Below are 19,006 nucleotides of genomic sequence, written 5' to 3'. Positions count from 1 at the left end.
ATGAATGAGGCAGTACCCGCTGCCTCATTCCATATATTTTTCATCCCGGACGTCTTGTCCGGCTAACTCATTGGTACAATCTGAACACACAATTATGAAACCTGGAAGAATTTTCTTTTCACTGTTTCTGCTTCTTTCAGCATGGCAGTTTACATTCGGGCAAACGGCTCCACCGGCGGGTGCTTCTCCTTCCGGCATCCTGTCGGGTACAGTTACTGACGACAAAGGACAGGCCTTGATCGGGGTAAACCTTGTATTAACCCGTTCGGACAGTACGGCCGAAAAACACTATGCCGTCACCGATGTTAATGGTGCGTTCCAGTTCCCTAAAATTCCTCAGCGTGCCTATCAGCTTCAGGTTACGTATGTTGGCTTTGACGCCTTAAATCAGGCGGTCAACCTGCTTCAGGAAAACCAGAGCCTTGGAAAACTGCAAATGCTCGAATCAGCCAGACAGCTGAAAGAAGTGCAGGTTGTCGGTAAAGCGCCGACCGCGCAGCAGAAAGGCGATACATTACAGTTCAACGCGAGTGCCTATAAGGTAAACCGTGATGCCCAGACCGAAGACCTGATCAAGAAAATGCCCGGCGTAACGGTCCAGAACGGGACGGTTCAGGTTCAGGGTGAAAACGTACAGCAGATTCTGGTTGACGGTAAGCCGTTTTTCGGCGATGACCCGACGATTGCGCTCCGGAACCTGCCCGCTGAAGTAGTGGATAAAATCGAAGTCTTCGACCGGTTGAGCGATCAGTCTCAGTTTACCGGCTTTAACGATGGCAACACCAGCAAAACCATCAATATCGTAACCCGCGGTGATCGCCGCAACGGTCAGTTTGGCCGCGTCTATGCCGGCTATGGCACAAACGATACCTATCAGGCCGGTGGCAGCATGAACTTCTTTAAGGGCGACCGCCGGTTGAGCGTTATCGGCCTGTCGAATAATATTAATCAGCAAAATTTCTCCGGTCAGGATCTGTTAGGCGTACAAAGCGCTGGTGGCACCCGCGGCGGTGGCGGCGGAGGTCGTGGCGGCGGAGGCGGCGGTGGCGGTGCCCGCGGGGGTGGAAACTTCGGCGGTGGCGGCGCCAGTAATTTTCTGGTCGGTAACGCAAACGGGATCAACACAACCCATTCAGTCGGCTTGAACTACAGTGATCAGTGGGGCAAAAAACTGGCCGTACGGGGCAGCTACTTCTTTAACCAGGGCAACAGCCGCAATGAGCAGTCAACCGTTCGTGATTACTTCCTGAATCAGGAAACGACGCAGCGCTACGAAGAGACGCAGACATCCGGCAGCCGGAACAACAATCACCGCGTTAATTTCCGGTTTGAGTATACCATTGACCGCAACAACTCCCTCCTGATTACCCCGAACCTGAGCTTTCAGGACAACCGGTCAAACAGCGACGTAACGAGCTCAACCCGCCAGGGAGACGCCTTACAGAACACGGGATCAAACTCGTCATCGGCCCAGACATATGGTTATAACATGTCGAACAACATTCTGTACCGGCACCGGTTTGCCAAAATGGGCCGCAGCCTTTCGGTTAACTTAGGTATGGGACTGAACGACCGCGATCAGAAAAGCTTCCTGCTATCGAACAACACGTTCTACGGTGCAAACCCGGACACGACCCTGATTGACCAGAAAACACTGAACCGGTCGAAAGGCTATCAGGTATCGGGTAACGTGTCGTACACCGAACCGCTTAGCAAAAAAACACAGCTGCAGTTCAGCTATAACCTAAGCTACCGGTACAGCGACGCCGATAAGCGCACGTACCAGAACAACCCGTTTACGCACCTGGTACAGCGGCTGGATACGTTGCTGACCAACAACTTCAACAACGATTATGTCACGCATCAGGTTGGTACGGGCATTAACTACCGTGGCAAAAAACTGGGTTTATTTGCCACAGTTAACTTACAGGACGCCGAACTGTCCGGTCAGAAAACCTTCCCGCAGTTCACTAACATTGACCGGTCGTTCATCAACCTGTTACCGATGGTGATGCTCGATTATACGCTGAATCAGGACAACAAACTCCGCCTGACCTACCGTACGTCGACCAACGCGCCGTCGATCACGCAGTTACAGGATGTGGTCGATAACAGCAACCCGTTACAGGTCTCGACCGGTAACCCGCTGCTGAAGCAGGAATACAGTCATAATGTTGGTCTGCGGTATTCACTGACCAAGCCGACGAAAGCCGCCAGTTTCCTTACGTTTATCAACTTCGGCTATACACAAAACCCGATCGGTACGTCAACACTCATTGCCCAGCGCCCGACGACGCTGGCTAACGGCTATGTCTTGCAACAGGGTGTTCAGTTGACCCAACCGGTTAACTACGACAACAACATGAATTTCCGTACATTCGTGACGGGTGGTCTACCGCTGAAAACCATCAAGAGCCAGGTCAACGTGAACGCCAGCTTTACCTACAACCGTACGCCTGGTCTGATTAACCGGGTGCTGAATCTGGCCCATCAGTACGCCAGCAGCGCTGGGGTCGTTGTCAGCAGCAACATCAGCGAAAAACTTGACTTCAACCTTGGTTATAACGCATCTTACAACCAACAGCAGAACACCGTTCAGACGCAGTCGAACTCGAACTATACGGTGCAAACCGCTAACGCACGTCTGAACTGGATTTTCGGAAAAGGCTTTGTCTACCGGACCGATTTCTCGTACTACAGCTATTCAGGACTGGCTGCGGGTTTCAACCAGCAGTTCTCCCTCTGGAACATGGAAGTGGGTAAGAAGTTCCTGAAAAATCAGGCCGGCGAGTTGAAAATTTCGGTGTTTGATTTGCTGAACCAAAACACCAGCATTACCCGTACCCTGACGGAAACGTACCGTGAAGACGTACGTTCGCTGGTACTGAAGCAATATTTTATGCTGACGTTTACCTATACGCTCCGGAACTTCAAGTCGGGTTCAATGCCGACGCAGGACAACCAGGAGCAGCGCCCGTGGCGTGAGCGGGGTGGTATGGGACCAGGCATGGGCCCTGGTGGCATGGGGCCTCGCGGCGGATTTTAATTAAAGAGTGACCGTCGCCCTATCTTTTTAAACTCCCCGAAAGTTTAAAACTTTCGGGGAGTTATTATTTTACGCCTTCGCTACCGCAACGCGCAGCAGGAATTCGTCCATTTCAATTTCAGAAGCACCTCCGTTCAGGCTTTCGACCAATTCCAGCGAATTAGCCTGAACCTCCTGACAGATATAGCCTTTGTTGGCTTCAACGGCCGCCGCCAGCGTGTCGTTATTACGCTCCAGTACGATGGTGATCTTATCCGTTACGTCAAAATCACTGTCTTTACGCAGATTCTGAATCCGGTTCACAAAATCGCGGGCAATGCCTTCCTGCCGCAGCTCATCGGTAATTGTCACATCAAGTGCTACTGTCAGCCCGCCCTCACTGGCAACCAGCCAGCCCGGCACGTCTTCGGTCAGGATTTCGGTATCCGCCAGCGAGATCGACTGATTCAGCGATGCCAGCAGGAACGTACCCGACTGTTCCAGTTGGGCAATGTCATCACTGGTCATGGCCGTAATCGCCGCAGCTACATCTTTCATCTGTTTGCCGAACTTTGGCCCCAGAGCCTTAAAGTTTGGCTTGATCTTTTTCTTCAGGATACCCGACGTAGCTTCTGCCGACGTACCGTCCAGGAATTCAACGGCCCGCACGTTTACCTCCGACTGGATAATCGGCGCTACGTGTTCGATTAATCCGCGTGTTTCGGCATTCAGGACCGGAATCAGCACTTTCGTCAGCGGCTGACGCACTTTGATTTTATGCCCTTTCCGCAGCGAGTGTACCAGTGAACACACGTTCTGGGCTAGCTCCATCGACTTTTCCAGTTCAGTATCAATCCACTCACTGATAACCGGGTGCCAGTCTGTAAAATGTACCGAATCGTATTGGAACGGTGTATTTTTCTCGATTGACTCCTGCCGTACCGATTCTGTCAGGTTGCGGTAGAGCCAGTCGGAGAAGAACGGCGCTATCGGCGACATCAGCTGCGCTACCGTTGCCAGACAGTGTTGCAGGGTTTCGTAGGCCGCGCGTTTGTCTTCGGTCAGTTCACCGGTTTCGCTCGCGCCGGTCCAGAACCGGCGGCGAGACAACCGTACGTACCAGTTAGACAGCTGATCGCAGACAAAGTCCTGAATCAGACGACCGGCTTTCGTCGGGTTATAGTCTTCGAACTGCTCTGTCACCTCTTTCACCAGCGTCATCAGCTTGGAGATAATCCAGCGGTCCAGCTCCGTCAGCCGCTCATACGGCACACGGTCAAACTGTTCGATGCGGTAGTTATCGAGGTTGGCGTAAAGCGCAAAGAAGTTGTAGGTATTCAGCAAGGTCCCGAAGAACTTCCGCTGCACCTCCCCGATCCCGTCGAGGTTGAATTTCAGGTTTTCCCACGGCTCGGCATTGGTAATCATGTACCAGCGCGTCGGGTCTGCCCCGTAGGTCGACAGTGTCCGGAACGGGTCAATGGCGTTGCCCAGCCGTTTCGACATTTTGTTGCCGTTTTTATCCAGGACTAACCCCGTTGACACGACATTTTTAAACGCAATCGACGATTCGACCGTACCGTCCAGCGTACCCAACATACCGGCAATGGCATGCAGCGTAAAGAACCAGCCACGCGTCTGATCCACCCCTTCCGAGATAAAATCTGCCGGAAATGACTGATCGAATGTTTCTTTGTTTTCAAACGGATAGTGCCACTGCGCATACGGCATCGCCCCCGAGTCAAACCAGACATCGATCAGGTCCGGCTCACGGAACATCAGTTTACCCGATTCCGACACAAACACAAACCGGTCGACGTATGGACGATGAATATCTAATTGTGATTGAGCGAATGAGTGAATGAGTGACTGATTCTGCTCAATGTATTGTGCAAACTCAGGGTGTTCGCCCAGCATCTGAGTCATTTGCTCAACTGCTTTTTCGCTTAATGACATCAGCTCTTCAACCGAGCCAATGCACAGCTCTTCACCGGCTTCACTCCGCCAGATCGGCAGCGGCGTACCCCAGAACCGGCTGCGGCTCAGGTTCCAGTCAACGAGGTTTTCGAGCCAGTTACCGAAACGACCGGTACCGGTACTTTCCGGTTTCCAGTTAATGGTTTTGTTCAGTTCAACCAAACGGTCTTTAACAGCTGTCGTCCGGATAAACCAGCTATCGAGCGGGTAATATAAAATCGGCTTATCTGTCCGCCAGCAGTGCGGGTACGGGTGTTCGTATTTTTCAACACGGAACGCCTTACCTTCTTCTTTCAGTTTGATGGCGATCAGAACGTCCGTCGGCCGGAATTCGGGGTCTGCCCGTTCCTCATCCGAATAGTATTCTTCCTTGACATAACGGCCGGCAAAGTCGGTGATTTCACTCACAAAACGACCCTGACGATCAACGATTGGCACTTCCTTACCGGTTTCGTCGCGCACCATGATGGCCGGGATGCCATTGGCCTGGGCAACCCTGAAGTCATCTGCACCAAATGTCGGTGAAGTATGTACCACCCCCGTACCGTCTTCCGTCGTTACGAAATCGCCGAGAATTACCTTAAAGGCAGGTTTATCCGGTTGCACGTATGGCAGCAGCTGCTCATAGTCAATTCCTTCCAGATGCTCGCCCTTAAATTCCATAATCACGGCCCACGGCTGCACTTTATCACCCGCCTGATAGGTACCAAATGCCGGGTCGTTTACGTCCTCAACCTTGCCTTTCTCGTTCAGCCAGCGGCCAATGAGGTTTTTCGCCAGCACGATATTGACCAGCGCATGGGTATACGGGTTAAAGGTTTTGACGAGCACATAGTCGATGTTGGCCCCAACGGTCAGCGCCGAGTTGGCCGGCAGCGTCCACGGGGTTGTCGTCCAGGCCAGGATATAGATATCATCGCTGTCGGCAGCGTCGAACAGGTAGCCTGACTTGCCCGTCAGCTTCGCCTTGAACATGGCCACAATAGTCGTGTCCTTCACGTCCTTATACGTGCCGGGCATGTTCAGTTCGTGGGAGCTCAGGCCCGTACCCGCCTTCGGTGAAAACGGCTGAATGGTATAGCCTTTATAGAGTAAGTCCTTGTCGTATAACCGCTTCAGCAGCTGCCACAGCGTTTCGATATAGTTATTCTGGTACGTGATATACGGATCATCCAGATCGACCCAGTAGCCCATTTTTTCGGTCAGGTCGTTCCACTGGTCCGTAAACCGCATCACCGTTTCCCGGCACTTCCGGTTATATTCTTCAACACTGATGGTTTTGCCAATATCCTCTTTGGTAATGCCCAGTTCTTTTTCCACCTGCAGCTCAATCGGCAGGCCGTGGGTATCCCAACCGCCTTTACGTTTCACCTGATAGCCTTGCAGGGTTTTGTAACGGCAGAAAATATCCTTAATCGTCCGCGCCATAACGTGGTGGATACCAGGCGCTCCATTGGCCGACGGCGGACCTTCATAGAACGTAAAGGATGGTTTACCTTCACGGAGCCGAACCGATTCCTCGAAGGCATTTGTCTGTTTCCAATGGTTCAAAACCTCGTCTGCGATGCTGGCATAACTGAGGTTATCGTATTGTTTATAATTCATCAGGAAGTACTCCGGGTGTTTTCAGAAATAAAAATCGGGGCAAAGGTACAGGTTTCGCAGCAAAAAGGGCAATAGCTGATCATCAAGGGTATTTTGCATACTGACAACCAGGACCGGTTTTCAGTTCCCGAAACAACGCCTCAACCTGCCGGTCAATACCGTTTGCTCAAAGCTAAGAAAAATATATGCTCTCATCCCGCGTGTTTTTTGCCCAATTCCCGTCTAATCCACAATCAATAACATGCAATCGCTCATTAATCTCATGAAAACGTTCTTGCTCATCACGGTAAGCCTTGGCATCGGCCTTTTTGCCTGTAAGAAAGAATCTTCCGATTCGTCGGTAACGCCCTCGGCAACCACCCTTCCCGATGCTTTTAAAAAATTTAACAGTACACTTTCCGTCTCAGTTGACGGTAATTATGTAGTGATTAAGAGCACGGGCATTCCGGACCATAAAAGCCCGTATTTCAGCGCAACCAGCAGCCAGTATGAAGTCTATAACGGCACAAATGCCCAGTACAGAAAGAATCCGAACAGCATCAGTACCCAGAATCTGGTATTCCGCATACCATTAACGCCCACGAAAGCCTCATCTCCACAGGCAACACCGCTGGGCCCTATTGGTGTCTCGATCAATGGCGTACCTTTCTTCAATCAGTATGCAGGCCCATCGCAACCGCTGACGAATGAAATCAATTCGTTTGACCAGTATAACGGCCACCCGCAGCAAACCGGCCAATATCATTACCACGTTGAACCAACCTATTTGACAAAAGTACACGGCAGCGGGGCACTACTTGGCTTTCTGCTCGATGGCTATCCCGTATACGGACCGGTGGAAAACGGGAAAGCCGTCATGAACAGCGATCTGGATGCTTACCACGGTCATTCGCATGCGACGACGGAATACCCCGGCGGAATTTATCACTACCATATTACGGCCCAGGATCCATATATCAATGGCAACGGCTTTTATGGTAATCCGGGAACAGTATCACAATGAGCAGGCTACTGACAATCAGCATACTGCTTTTTTTGGGAGCAGGCAGCTGTACACAGCGTGTCACATCGAACACGCCCATACTGATTCTGGATGCGCAGACTCCGGGACTTCAATCGGTACAGCAGCGGTACATGTATCAGGGCATACCATTCACAGGTGTTGTCATAAGCCGGTTTCCGTCAGGCACCGTTCAGTCTAAAGCAGCTTATGTGCAGGGGGAGCCGGACGGTGTTAGCCAGCAATGGTACGAAAACGGCCGGACAGCCGAAATCCGGTATTATGCGGAGGGCCATAAAACCGGTCGTCATCTGGCCTGGTGGCCCAATGGCAGGCGCCGTTTCGATTATACGTTTGAACGTGACGTTCCGGTTGGCCATCACCAGAACTGGTATCCAACCGGCCGGCGTTTCAGCTCCTTCCACTATGACGCTGAAGGCCATGAGGCTGGTTTGCAGCAAATGTGGTTTGAAAGCGGGCAGATCAAGGCAAATTACGAAATGCGGAACGGGCGCCGGTATGGGCTCCTGGGCGCCAAAGGCTGTATGGGCGAAAACACAAATAAAGTACTGAAAAATGGGTAAACACCTGATTGTCATTGCAAGCCTGCTACTTTTATTGACAGGTTGCAAGACGGATTCGCCAAAAGAAGAACACCTGCCCTACTATAACACGGCTGACTTTACGCCGCTATGGCTGGCAGAAGGAGATGAACGGATCAGCCGGCTACATCAGCTCAGTAGCTTTAGTTTTACGGATCAGAACAACAAGGCTGTCAGTGATAAAACCGTCCGGGGCAAGATTCATGTAGCCAGCTTTTTTTTCACCAGTTGCCCCGGCCTTTGCCCGCGTCTGACCCACAGTATGGCTGAGATTCAGGCCGCCTTCCTGGACAATCCACAGGTGGTACTGCTTTCCTACAGCGTTACGCCCGAACGGGATAGCGTGCCCGCCCTACGGGCTTATGCTACTAAACATCAGGTGATGGACAGCAAATGGCACCTGCTCACCGGCGATCACGACGCCATCTATAAACTGGCGCGGAAATCGTACTTCGCTGATGAAAATATTGGTGTGCAGAAAGGGGAAAACGACTTTCTGCACACCGAAAACCTGATTCTGGTTGATGAAGAGCTGCATATCAGGGGCATCTATAACGGAACACTTCCGCTGGATGTGCAACAGCTTATTCAGGACATTAACACACTAAACGGCCTTCGTAACAGTGATCACAATTGATTTTGAAGTCGGCGTATTGCTCTTGTCTGCCTTGCTGTCAATCGGAATCAGAACGTTGGTTTCGGGGAAATAAGCCGCGACACAACCTCTCGGAATATTATAAGGCACAACCATAAACTGATGGGCTGTCCGTTGTTTACCGTCATACTGGCTGTGTAAATCAACGACCTGCTTTTCGGCCAGACCACGGTTTGCCATATCATCCTTGTGCATGAACAAGACCCGTCGTTCGTTGTAAATACCCCTGTACCGGTCATCGTTTCCATAGACGGTCGTGTTAAACTGATCGTGGCTGCGAATGGTCATCAGCATCAGTTCATCGGGTTTCATGATGGCCTGTTCCGGGGCATTCACGGTAAATTTAGCCTTGCCGCTGCTCGTCGGAAAGCTGCGCTTGCGGGGGCCGTTCGGCAGATAAAAGCCGCCGGGCTTGCGCACTTTCTGATTAAAATCCTGAAACCCATCCACCGTTTTAGCAATCAGTTCCCGAATCCGGTCATAATCTGCCACCAGCGCATCCCAGTCGATCCCGTTCCGGTTGCCCAGGGTTGCCTTAGCAACACCGGCCACAATTGCCGGTTCGCTTTTCATGTGTTCAGACACCGGCTCAACGACCCCTTTCGACATCTGCACCACACCGGTCGTATTTTCCATTGTCAGGAACTGCGAACCGGTTGCCTGCACATCAATGTCCGAATGCCCCAGGCACGGTAAAATCAAGGCCGTTTTTCCGTGTGTCAGGTGACTGCGGTTCAGCTTGGTTGAGACATGGACCGTCAACCGGCAGTTTTGCAAGGCTTCGGCTGTGTAGTTGGTATCCGACGTGGCCAGCGCGAAGTTGCCGCCCATACCGAAAAATACGTGTGCTTTCCCTTCGTGCATTGCCTTAACAGCGGCTACGACGTCGTAGCCGTCCTTACGGGGAGGGGCAAACCCGATTACCTGTTGCAGCTTATCCAGGAAGGCTGGTTTGGGCTTTTCCCAGATGCCCATCGTCCGGTCGCCTTGTACGTTGCTATGCCCGCGGATTGGGGCAGCCCCGCCCCCTTCGATGCCGATGCTGCCTTTAAGGAGCAACAGATTAATGACTTCCTGAATCGTCTGCACAGAGTTTTTATGTTGCGTCAATCCCATCGCCCAGCAAATAATGATTTTCCGGGTATGTTTAATGGTATCAGTCAGCTGCTGAATTTCAGCCAGTGAGACGCCGGTTTGCCCGACCAGATCGTCCAGTTCATAATGACTCAGGCTGTTGATAAACTGTTCGTAGCCTTCCGTATGGGTCCGGATAAATGCCTGATCGAAGACGGTTCCCGGCGCTTTTTGTTCTTCGGCCAGCAGCAGCTTACAAACCGCTTTCAGCAAGGCCAGATCGGCATTGATCCGGATTTGCAGGAACTGATCGGTCAGTTTCTGCCCGCCAATCAACATATCGCGGGGGCTCTGCGGGTTACGGAAGCCGGTTAGTCCGGTTTCTACTAACGGATTAATGGATATGATTTTTGCACCATTGCGCTTGGCCTTTTCCAACGGCGTCATCATCCGGGGTGCATTCGTGCCAGGATTCTGGCCCATAACAATGATCACATCGGCTTTTTCAAAATCGTCATATACAATCGACGCCTTTCCCAGTCCCAGCGTATCACCCAGTGCCACACTGGTTGATTCATGGCACATATTGGAGCAGTCGGGCATGTTGTTGGTCCCGAACATGCGGACAAACAACTGGTAGAGCCAGGCGGTTTCGTTGGCTGTCCGGCCGGAGGTATAAAATATCGCCTCATCCGGCGAGCTCAGTGCGTTCAGTTCGTTGCCAACAAGCCCGAACGCCTCGTTCCAGCTAATGGCTTTATAATGGGTCGCCCCCTCCGTCAGGAGCATCGGCTGCGTCAGCCGGCCTTGCTGCCCGAGCCAGAAATCTGTTTTTTCGCATAACTCCGCCACTGAATACCGCTGGAACAAGACCGGCGACGCCGTATGCCGCGTCATTACCTCATCGGCAACCGCCTTTGCCCCGCTTTCACAATACTCGGCAATGGATGACCGGTCATGATCGGGATCAGGCCAGGCACACGACGGACAGTCGTAGCCATCTTTTTGATTAAGTTTGTAGAGAGCCGTCCAGCCCCGTGCGGGCGTTGTCCGCGTAAAGACATGCTCAAATGACTTAACAATGGCGGTCAGACCGGCGGCTTCGGTCTTGTGTTCACCGATGGTCAGTTCACCGCTTAATTCTTCCGGAGGCGTCGCGTTCATAAGGTTATAGCAGGCAGGTCGATGACCCGTTCGTGTTTCTTCACTTCTTTTTATAAAAACAGCTCAACTTACATACTGTTCGGCGACTTACAAAAAATTCCGGTATGGCGGTTAACTATCCGGTAACGGTACCATCACCGTGACTGATACGGCCCATGTATTGCCTTTACCCGGAATGACTCGTCGGTATCATCCAGAATAAGCACTCTGAACGTATCGCCGCCCGGATCAACCCGAATTACGATGTGACCGGAATTACTCTTCAGCCGGTCCAGCAGACTGCCGATGACCAGTTTATTGGCCTCCAGCATGTCGGTGGCAAACACATCCCGTTCACCGGTGTAGACCTGTTGCGAGTAAATACGGTCCAGTACATCATGCCCCGGATGGTCCGACGACCAGACCGGAATCACCAGTACCCTCGGCCGGAGATTTGCCAGCAGGGTGCCGTTCTGCGAATCGCGGTTGCCGTGGTGATCCAGCAAATGCACGTCTACCGGTCCAACCACCTGCGATACCGGCGTTTCAACATCATGCCAGACCGGCGCCCCGAATTTCAATACGCCCGGAATATCACTGCCGGTAAAAAAGTCGAACTTCCCGTAGCTGATGCGCAGGGCCATACTGCACATATTTTCGTTTGGGTACTGGAGTTCGTTCAGGTTTTTCAACTCTGGAAAATGCTGGCGCGTAACCTGACCGACACCGGTCCAGATCTCACCGTTGACCGCAATGTTGCGTACCTCAAACAGGCCCCGGTATTTTTCCGGCTGTTTCAGCAGTGTAATCTGGTCATTGCGGCCGGCGGCAAACCGCTCAGCTTTCAGGCCGTTGTTTTTCATCTGCCAGTCCAGAAACGCACGGTAATTTTTCACAAGCGGATCAATATCGAGCGGGCGCGGATAGTCATAGGACGGCCAGCCGCGATCAATGATCTTACGAACGGGTATGAATTCGGCTACTTCCGTGATACCAGTCAGCTTGTAATTACCGCCGGAGGACAGCCGTGCCAGCGACGACGGGTGCCCCATGTGATCGTCATGAAAATGACTCATGATAGCATAGTCAATCACAGCGTCGGGCCGGCTTCCCTGAGCTTTCCGGGAATACCGGGCAATCCATTCGCCGGCATGACGGCTGTCGTTTGGCCTGGCCGCCGTGTTTCGCGGCCCGAGTGTTCTGGGGTCTGTCAGATTCAGTTCACCGGCATCGATCAGTGCCGTTGTGCCGTCCGGAAACTGATAAAACCCCGCATTTCCCCTACCGGTATTGATTTGATGAATATCGAGATAGCCTTCTTTCCAGGCCGGCAAAGGTTGCCCGACTTGCTGGGCATGTATCGTAAGCGGAGTCAGCAGCACTCCGGTTATCAGCAGGTTAATGTGTATTTTCATGGTAGCAGAAGAATCAGTTTTTCCGGTAAAACTACTCCTCTGCCTTTTCAAAAGGCCGGCCCTTGCTGTTACGTTTGTATTACCTTTTTTCTAGCCTCACGCCCTCATCCACCATCACGCGTTCCAGACCGGTATACACATTAAAACGCTGGTTCCGCATGAACCCAATCAGCGTAATACCGGCCTCTTTGGCCATGTCAACGGCCAGGCTCGTCGGTGCACCGACGGCAACCAGTACCGGCACTCCGGCCATCCAGGCTTTCTGAACGAGTTCGAAACCAATCCGGCCGCTTAGAAAAATCCCGTACTGCTGTAACGGCACCTGGTCGTTCCAGAGGGCTGCTCCAATGAGTTTATCGAGTGCATTGTGGCGCCCGACGTCTTCCCGCAGCATAAGTACCTTACCGTCCGCATCGAACAAGGCGGCGGCATGCACACCACCCGTATAGGCAAAGGCCCGCTGCGCCGCCTGCACATGATCAGAAAGGCTTTGTAACACCGATGCTGACACCGCAAAACCGGTCGTGGTCATTTTCGCCGGACAACTCGCCCGAACGGCATCAATGGATGCTTTTCCGCAGATACCGCAGCTAGACGAAGCATAGGTATGCCGCTCCAGCAACTGCCAGTCGATGGTTACTGACGGTTGTAGTTCCACCCGCAGCACATTGCCTTGCTTTGCTGCATCCTGCACGCAGTGCCGGCAGGACACTACGTCCGATGCCGAACGAATAATCCCCTCGGCATACAGGTAGCCCAGCGCCAGTTCCTGATCCGCACCGGGGCCGTCGGCGCCGGGCGTCCGCATCGTCACACTCAGACTGCGTTGCTGCCGGTTATCGACGGGGCCAAAACCCAGCCGGATTTCCAGCGGCTCTTCAATGACCAGCAAATCCGGCTGCGGTTCCTGCAACTCACCGCCGATCACTTTATGAATAATGACAGGACTTACCATACTTACGTCGGCAGATGCCGCCTTTTACTTCGTTGAACGTTTCCAGTTATCTACTATAACTGCCGTAGCGATCCCAACGTTTAAGGATTCAGCATCACCAAAGCGCGGAATCGTAATTTTTTCGGTAATAAACGGACTGACAGCCGGTCCGATGCCGTTAGACTCATTGCCCATCACCAGATACCCGCCTTTACTGAATGACATGCCATGAACGTCTTTGCCATCCAGAAAGGCTCCGTAAACCGGAACCCGCTGCGGGTTAACCTCCGCAAAAAAACCGGCCAGATTACCATACCACCAGCTGACCCGGGTAAACGATCCTTTGCTGGCCGAAATAACCTTGGGGTTATACACTTCGGCCGTCGTTTCGGAGCAAATCAATTTGCGGATACCATACCAGTCGGCAATGCGGAGAATGGTTCCGAGATTTCCCGGATCGCGGATGTCGTCCAGCACCAGCACAAATTCATCCGGTCCGGCGACTAAAGGCCGGTTTTCTTTCGTTTTTACGACAGCCACGGCCGCATTGTTACTTTCCAGCGTGGTGACGCGCTCTAACTCGGAAACCGACACAATTTCGGCCGGTATACGTTGAGTGTCTATCAGCCGGGCGTTCTGGCTACGGAAGTCCTCCGTGGTCAGCAGCAGGTCGATGGTAAAGTCAGAAGCAATCACTTCCTGCACACTTTTGGCTCCTTCGACCAGAAAAGCGCCCGATTGTTGCCGGAATTTTTTCTGATGGAGTGATTGGATGTATTTTCGCTGATTATTTGTAAGCATATATGGTATTATCAAAGCGCTGGCTCGTTGTTTTCACCGCCATTACCACGTTAGTCTCTGGCTGTATCAGCAACCGCTCAGTACGCACTGGTGAGTATTTACTCTATGGCCAGACCATCCGGGGTAACCGCTCCATTCCCACCGAAGAACTGGAAGCCCTTCTGCCCCAAAAGCCTAACCGCCGGATTTTACGGTTACCCATTACCCCTGCCCTGTGGTTCTACGAATGGGGCTTAAAGAGCTATAACCGGGAGGCGGCAGTAAAGGAACTGGAGGCCAAAACTACCGAATTTGAACAACAAAGCCAGCAACTGACCAACGATCCGAAGGCGCTGAAAAAACTGAACCGCCGGTTTGGCAGACAGGCGAAGAAACTGAAAAAATACATTGAAGAAGGAAACGGCCGGATGCGAAACCTCGGCGAACCGCCATCGTATTTTTATCCGCGCGACGGGCAGGCGAATGCGTTGAAAATCCAGAAGTACCTGTTTAACAACGGTTTCTTTAATGCCTATGTTACATACAGGCTGGATACACTCCTACGCCGTCAGGTGCAGGTCACGTACCAGATCAACGAACGCAGCGGTTTCTATAACCGTCAGGTTGATTTTGAAGCCGAAGATCCCGTCGTCGATTCAATTGTCAAACGCGCCAGAGCCGATGCTTATGTGAAGCCCCGCGAACGGTACAGCACAGATAAAGCGCTCAATGAACGTGTCCGGATTGAAACCCTGCTCCGGAATAACGGGTATTATGGCTTTTCCCGCCAGTATGTACTGCCGGAGCCAGACACCTCGGTCGTACTCAGCCGTGACTCCACCCGCCGTCAGGTCGACTGGTTATTCCGGATTGTTAATCCGTCAGGCCAGACCGCTCACCCCCGCTTTACGATCGGTCAGGTGCAGGTCACGATCAACGATAATCCGAACGGGATTATAACTGCGTTGCCAAAGACCGACAGCCTGCGCGAATCGTCCGGCGATGTCCGCAACGGGATTCGTTTCTATTACTCCGGTCCACGATATGCTACGCGGCTACTCAGCACCAAAATCCGGTTACGGCCCGGCAATCAGTTCCGGCAGGAAGACCTGGCCGAAACCCAGCGCCAGTTGTTTATGCTGAACCAGTATAAATACATCAGCGTCAACATTACCGATACCACCAACCGGAAGCTCCGTACCGACATCACGCTTAGTCCGCTCGATAAGTATGAAACGACTTTTGAAGGGGGACTTTTTGTGCTATACCAGAACCAGAGTGTTCCGGGGCCTTTCGGTAACGTGTCGTTCCGCGTCCGGAACATGTTTAACGGACTGGAAGCGCTGGAAACCAACTTCCGCTACGGACTCGAGGCACAGGCCGGCTATCCGGGGGTTGACCGGGCCCTGATGGCCACCGAAGTCTCCCTGAGCACGTCCCTCCTCTTCCCGCAAATCCTGTTTCCGGGAAAATCGCGCTTTATTTTCAGCCACTTTACCCCGCGTACCCAGGTAGGTCTCGGGTTCACGTTTACCAGCCGGCCGGACTACCTGCGCCGGACCTTACGGGCTACTATGGCCTACAACTGGCAACTTTCTCAGACCCGGCAGTTCACGTTTTATATTGCCGACATCAACCTTATCAATTCGAGTTTTGCCAACCGCGAATTCGGCCAGATTTACCGCGACTTTATCATAGCCCAGGCCCGGAGCGGCAACACCATTCTGGCCAACAGCTTTAATCCGGCCTTCTCGTCAAACATCAGCTTTGCCTATACCTATAATGCCAATGCCGCTACGCTGAACCGCCGCACCAACTTCTTCCGGATGGCCCTGGAATCCGGCGGCACAACGCTGAACCTGTTTAATAACAAAACGATTCAGCATTGGAGCGACTCCAGTGTAACCGGTCTGCAGTTTTATAAGTACCTGCGGCTGAACATTGATTACCGCCGGTATATTCCGATCCGGCCGCATACAACCCTTGCCTTCCGGCTCAATACCGGTATTCTGTACGGATACGGACCCAACAAAACAGCTCCCTACGAACGCCGGTTCTTTGTCGGAGGGAGCAGCAGTATCCGGGGGTGGCTGCCGCGCCGGTTAGGCCCGGGCTCAGCCCTGCCGGAAACCGATGATACAAACCCAGATAGCCCGAAATTCCGGTACAGCCGGGATTCTACGGTCCGGTACGATCAGTTTGCCTATCGGTTCGAACAGCCGGGTGACTTGCTGCTGGAAGGCTCTGCGGAATTACGCCACCGCCTGTTTCATTTCGGGGCCGATGTCAACGGCGCGCTGTTTGTTGATGCCGGTAACGTATGGCTGTTGCGCCCGAACCCGAACAAACCGCTGGCAACCCTGAAAGCCAACCGGTTTTTATCGGACATTGCCGTGGCCACCGGCTACGGGGTCCGGATTGACTTCTCGTACTTTATCATCCGGTTTGATGCCGCAATCCGTGTCTGGGATCCGGCCCGCCGGTATGTAGACCCGGAAACAAAGCAATGGATCGATGAGCGGTTCATTCTGCCGAAGTTCTCCCTGCGCCAGCTTTCAAAAGGGCCTAATCCACTGGTAGTTAATTTTGGTATTGGGTATCCGTTTTAAATTAACCTGCCAAAATGTCAGGAAACTTCCCCTAATCTTTGTAATTTTGCAAGAACCAATTGGTTTTGGTTTGCTGTTTACCCATTTCAGCTATTTGCGCCAGCCAGACTCAGGCAGTCAGGCACCTGCAAACCAGACATCAACACAGAACTGACATTTGTTTCAATGGAACGTATTGCCGAAACACTCACAATATTAACCCCGGAAGATAAAGAAGCTACTGAACTGCCCCGCGTCTCGGAAGACGAGCTGGCGGTGGGCAAGAAGCGGCTGTATATCGAAAGCTACGGTTGCCAGATGAACTTCTCCGATAGTGAGATTGTGGCTGCCGTCATGCGGAATGCCGGTTTTGCTACCACGTCAACCGCCGACGACGCTGATCTGATTTTCCTGAATACCTGTGCTATCCGTGACAATGCCGAGCAGAAGGTACGGAACCGCCTGAAGCAGCTGAACACCCTGAAAAAGCGGAAACCGGAGTTGGTTGTCGGTATGCTGGGCTGTATGGCAGAGCGCCTGAAAACCAAGCTTCTGGAAGAAGAAAAGATCGTTGACATTGTGGCCGGACCAGATGCCTACCGCGATATTCCGAAGCTGGTTGAAGAAGCCGAAACCGGTCAGAAAGCGGTAAACGTATTTCTCTCGCGTGAGGAAACGTATGCCGATATTGCGCCGATCCGCCTGAACTCAAACGGCATTACCGCCTTTATTTCCATCATGCGGGGATGCGACAATATGTGCAGCTTCTGCGTGGTGCCTTATACCCGTGGTCGTGAGCGGAGCCGCGATGCCCATTCAATCGTCCGCGAGGCCGAGCAGCTGGTGGCTGACGGCTACAAGGAAGTAACGCTGCTTGGCCAGAACGTTGATTCTTACAAGTGGACAAGTGCCGACGGCAGCGAGCATGTTAATTTTGCCCTCTTGCTGGAACGGGTGGCGCAGATCAGTCCCGAGCTGCGCGTCCGGTTCTCCACCTCGCACCCGAAAGACATTACGGATGATGTACTGCACACAATAGCGAAGTACGAAAACATCTGTAACTACATTCACCTGCCGGCCCAGAGCGGTAACAGCCGGATTCTGAAGCTGATGAACCGGACCTATGACCGGGATTGGTATATTCAGAAAATTGACCGGATCCGTGCTATCCTGGGCGAAGACTGCGGTATTTCGCATGACATGATCTCCGGTTTCTGCTCAGAGACGGAAGAAGAACATCAGGACACCCTGACACTGATGGAGTACGCCCGTTACGATTACGGCTACATGTTTGCCTACTCGGAGCGTCCGGGCACACCGGCAGCCAAAAAATATGCCGATGACGTGCCGCATGACGTAAAACTCCGCCGGCTGAACGAAATCATTGCCCTGCAGCAGAAACTCTCGCTGGAGCGCAATCAGCGGAATATCGGACAGGTTCATAAAGTGTTGATTGAGGGTACATCGAAGCGCTCAGCCGAGGAGCTGTGTGGCCGGAACGACCAGAATAAAATGGTTGTTTTCCCGAAAGGCGACCTGCAGAAAGGGCAGTATGTTCAGGTCCGTATCACTGACTGTACTCCTGCAACATTACGGGGTGAAGTTGTCGTTCCATAACTCAGATTTTTATGAGCCTACAACGCCTTGATCGTTCTGTAATTACCATTAGAAAGCAGACTGATGAAGTTTCGCCACATCAGTTCTGGTTAACCAGAACACCTGTTGAACGTATTTCTGCTGTGGAAACCTTACGTCGTCAATATGCTGGACCTTCATCAAGACTTCAGAGAGTTTGTCGAATTACTCAACATACACGAAGTTGAATACTTAGTTGTTGGCGGTTATGCTGTAGCATATTACGGCCATCCCAGGTTTACCGGTGATATTGATTTCTGGATAGCAATTTCGGCAGAGAATGCAAAGAAAGTTATTCAGGTTCTGCATGATTTCGGTTTTGCGGCTTCTGGTCTACAACAACCTGATTTGATGCAGGAAAATATAGTGATCCAACTCGGTTACGAACCGGTACGCATCGACATTTTGACTTCCGTTACAGGACTTTCGTTTGATGATTGTTTCTCCAGAAGTATAAAAGCAGATCTTGAAGGGTTACTGGTAAATTTTGTTCACCTGAATGACCTGAAAATTAATAAAGCCTCAACGGGTCGGGTAAAAGACTTGGGTGATTTGGAATATTTACCCTGACAG

At 52.2% G+C, this 19,006-nt stretch carries 12 protein-coding genes; 7 read left to right on the top strand and 5 right to left on the bottom strand.

Features of this window, described 5'->3' with window-relative positions:
- Window positions 1-94 precede the first annotated feature (94 nt).
- A complete protein-coding gene (locus AC23NW_RS21830) occupies window positions 95-3,046 on the top strand; it encodes an outer membrane beta-barrel protein (RefSeq protein WP_487452027.1) in 2,952 nt (983 codons plus the stop codon).
- A gap of 69 nt (window positions 3,047-3,115) precedes the next feature.
- Here the strand turns inward: AC23NW_RS21830 and ileS are convergent, their stop codons facing one another.
- Window positions 3,116-6,607 (bottom strand): isoleucine--tRNA ligase, encoded by a 3,492-nt coding sequence (gene ileS, locus AC23NW_RS21825; protein ID WP_487452026.1) that lies wholly within the window; start codon window positions 6,605-6,607, stop codon window positions 3,116-3,118.
- A gap of 262 nt (window positions 6,608-6,869) precedes the next feature.
- On the opposite strand from ileS, the gene AC23NW_RS21820 reads away from it, so the two are divergent.
- From AC23NW_RS21820 to AC23NW_RS21810, 3 genes are read left to right on the top strand one after another with little or no spacing between them, the layout of a single operon-like run.
- Complete coding sequence (locus AC23NW_RS21820; protein ID WP_487452024.1) at window positions 6,870-7,610, top strand: YHYH protein; 741 nt, start codon at window positions 6,870-6,872, stop codon at window positions 7,608-7,610.
- The gene (locus AC23NW_RS21815; RefSeq protein WP_487452023.1) at window positions 7,607-8,191 is read left to right on the top strand and encodes a toxin-antitoxin system YwqK family antitoxin; all 585 of its coding nucleotides are present in this window, start codon (window positions 7,607-7,609) and stop codon (window positions 8,189-8,191) included. The genes AC23NW_RS21820 and AC23NW_RS21815 overlap by 4 nt, the downstream gene beginning before the upstream one ends.
- Window positions 8,184-8,846 (top strand): SCO family protein, encoded by a 663-nt coding sequence (locus tag AC23NW_RS21810; protein ID WP_487452021.1) that lies wholly within the window; start codon window positions 8,184-8,186, stop codon window positions 8,844-8,846. The genes AC23NW_RS21815 and AC23NW_RS21810 overlap by 8 nt, the downstream gene beginning before the upstream one ends.
- Here the strand turns inward: AC23NW_RS21810 and AC23NW_RS21805 are convergent.
- From AC23NW_RS21805 to AC23NW_RS21790, 4 genes are all read right to left on the bottom strand, one after another.
- Window positions 8,814-11,102 (bottom strand): FdhF/YdeP family oxidoreductase, encoded by a 2,289-nt coding sequence (locus AC23NW_RS21805; RefSeq protein ID WP_487452018.1) that lies wholly within the window; start codon window positions 11,100-11,102, stop codon window positions 8,814-8,816. The genes AC23NW_RS21810 and AC23NW_RS21805 overlap by 33 nt on opposite strands.
- Before the next feature lie 134 nt (window positions 11,103-11,236).
- Complete coding sequence (locus AC23NW_RS21800; RefSeq protein ID WP_487452016.1) at window positions 11,237-12,496, bottom strand: ComEC/Rec2 family competence protein; 1,260 nt, start codon at window positions 12,494-12,496, stop codon at window positions 11,237-11,239.
- A gap of 79 nt (window positions 12,497-12,575) precedes the next feature.
- A complete protein-coding gene (gene fdhD / locus AC23NW_RS21795) occupies window positions 12,576-13,451 on the bottom strand; it encodes a formate dehydrogenase accessory sulfurtransferase FdhD (RefSeq protein ID WP_487452015.1) in 876 nt (291 codons plus the stop codon).
- A gap of 24 nt (window positions 13,452-13,475) precedes the next feature.
- Window positions 13,476-14,231, bottom strand: coding sequence for a TrmH family RNA methyltransferase (locus tag AC23NW_RS21790; protein WP_487452013.1), 756 nt, complete (start codon window positions 14,229-14,231; stop codon window positions 13,476-13,478).
- Between the two features lie 2 nt (window positions 14,232-14,233).
- Here AC23NW_RS21790 and tamL point away from each other — a divergent pair, with 2 nt between their 5' ends.
- The 3 genes from tamL to AC23NW_RS21775 all read left to right on the top strand — a co-directional run bounded on the left by tamL (window position 14,234) and on the right by AC23NW_RS21775 (window position 19,003).
- Window positions 14,234-16,819: a translocation and assembly module lipoprotein TamL gene (gene tamL / locus AC23NW_RS21785; RefSeq protein ID WP_487452011.1), complete on the top strand. Its 2,586-nt coding sequence runs from the start codon at window positions 14,234-14,236 to the stop codon at window positions 16,817-16,819.
- Between the two features lie 165 nt (window positions 16,820-16,984).
- Window positions 16,985-18,415, top strand: coding sequence for a tRNA (N6-isopentenyl adenosine(37)-C2)-methylthiotransferase MiaB (gene miaB, locus AC23NW_RS21780; protein ID WP_487452009.1), 1,431 nt, complete (start codon window positions 16,985-16,987; stop codon window positions 18,413-18,415).
- Between the two features lie 105 nt (window positions 18,416-18,520).
- Window positions 18,521-19,003, top strand: coding sequence for a nucleotidyltransferase (locus tag AC23NW_RS21775; RefSeq protein WP_487452008.1), 483 nt, complete (start codon window positions 18,521-18,523; stop codon window positions 19,001-19,003).
- The last annotated feature ends 3 nt before the right edge of the window (window positions 19,004-19,006 follow it).

Source organism: Arsenicibacter sp. R0_47 (assembly GCF_057652235.1).
The sequence above is the reverse complement of the archived record's forward strand: the minus strand, read 5'-3'. Positions and strand labels throughout refer to the sequence as shown.

Coding starts and splice junctions, on each gene's coding strand:
- AC23NW_RS21830 (WP_487452027.1), top strand. CDS start 95: ATGAAACCTGGAAGAATTTTCTTTTCACTGTTTCTGCTTCTTTCAGCA.
- ileS (WP_487452026.1), bottom strand. CDS start 6,607: ATGAATTATAAACAATACGATAACCTCAGTTATGCCAGCATCGCAGAC.
- AC23NW_RS21820 (WP_487452024.1), top strand. CDS start 6,870: ATGAAAACGTTCTTGCTCATCACGGTAAGCCTTGGCATCGGCCTTTTT.
- AC23NW_RS21815 (WP_487452023.1), top strand. CDS start 7,607: ATGAGCAGGCTACTGACAATCAGCATACTGCTTTTTTTGGGAGCAGGC.
- AC23NW_RS21810 (WP_487452021.1), top strand. CDS start 8,184: ATGGGTAAACACCTGATTGTCATTGCAAGCCTGCTACTTTTATTGACA.
- AC23NW_RS21805 (WP_487452018.1), bottom strand. CDS start 11,102: ATGAACGCGACGCCTCCGGAAGAATTAAGCGGTGAACTGACCATCGGT.
- AC23NW_RS21800 (WP_487452016.1), bottom strand. CDS start 12,496: ATGAAAATACACATTAACCTGCTGATAACCGGAGTGCTGCTGACTCCG.
- fdhD (WP_487452015.1), bottom strand. CDS start 13,451: ATGGTAAGTCCTGTCATTATTCATAAAGTGATCGGCGGTGAGTTGCAG.
- AC23NW_RS21790 (WP_487452013.1), bottom strand. CDS start 14,231: ATGCTTACAAATAATCAGCGAAAATACATCCAATCACTCCATCAGAAA.
- tamL (WP_487452011.1), top strand. CDS start 14,234: ATGGTATTATCAAAGCGCTGGCTCGTTGTTTTCACCGCCATTACCACG.
- miaB (WP_487452009.1), top strand. CDS start 16,985: ATGGAACGTATTGCCGAAACACTCACAATATTAACCCCGGAAGATAAA.